Annotated in this window: 1 protein-coding gene; it reads right to left on the bottom strand. The window is 66.0% G+C overall.

Translation table 11 applies throughout. The features are described from left to right. Positions 1 to 1,139, bottom strand: a 1,139-nt coding sequence (gene tuf, locus LZ009_RS24155) for an elongation factor Tu (RefSeq protein WP_275700555.1), incomplete at both ends; no start/stop codon positions are given.

Genomic DNA, 1,139 nt, shown 5'->3' with positions numbered 1-1,139 from the left:
CCGGAACCGACGGTCTTGCCGCCTTCGCGGATGGCGAAGCGCAGGCCTTCTTCCATGGCGATCGGGGCGATCAGCTTGACGGTGATCGTCACGTTGTCGCCGGGCATGACCATTTCCTTGTCCTTCGGCAGCTCGATCGCGCCGGTCACGTCCGTCGTGCGGAAGTAGAACTGCGGGCGATAGTTGTTGAAGAACGGGGTGTGGCGGCCGCCCTCGTCCTTGCTCAGCACGTAGATCTCGGCGGAGAAGTGCGTGTGCGGCTTGACCGAACCCGGCTTGCACAGCACCTGGCCGCGCTGGACTTCTTCACGCTTGGTGCCGCGCAGCAGGATGCCGACGTTGTCGCCGGCCTGGCCCTGGTCGAGCAGCTTGCGGAACATTTCCACGCCGGTGCAGGTGGTCTTGACCGTCGGCACCAGGCCCACGATCTCGATTTCCTCGCCGACCTTGATCACGCCACGCTCCACGCGGCCCGTCACCACGGTGCCGCGGCCGGAGATGGAGAACACGTCTTCCACCGGCATCAGGAAGGCGCCGTCCACCGCGCGCTTCGGATCGGGGAAGTAGCTGTCCATGGCATCGGCCAGGCGCATGATGGCCTGCTCGCCCAGGTCGCCCTTGTCGCCTTCGAGCGCCAGCTTGGCCGAGCCCTTGATGATCGGGGTGTCGTCGCCGGGGAAGTCGTACTTGGTCAGGAGTTCGCGCACTTCCATCTCGACCAGCTCGAGCAGCTCGGCGTCGTCGACCATGTCGCACTTGTTCATGAACACGATGATGTGCGGCACGCCCACCTGGCGCGCCAGCAGGATGTGCTCGCGGGTCTGGGGCATCGGGCCGTCGGCAGCCGACACCACCAGGATCGCGCCGTCCATCTGGGCGGCGCCGGTGATCATGTTCTTCACGTAGTCGGCGTGGCCGGGGCAGTCCACGTGCGCGTAGTGGCGCTTGGCCGTCTCGTACTCGACGTGCGCGGTGTTGATCGTGATGCCGCGCGCCTTTTCTTCGGGCGCCGCGTCGATCTGGTCGTACGCCTTGGCTTCGCCGCCGAACTTGCTCGACAGCACGGTGGTGATCGCCGCCGTCAGGGTCGTCTTGCCATGGTCCACGTGGCCGATGGTGCCCACGTTGACGTGCGGCTT

The organism is Ramlibacter paludis, from assembly GCF_022012305.1.
GTDB lineage: Bacteria > Pseudomonadota > Gammaproteobacteria > Burkholderiales > Burkholderiaceae_C > Ramlibacter > Ramlibacter paludis.
Note: the sequence above shows the minus strand (reverse complement) of the source record. Positions and strands in the feature narration are given on the sequence as shown.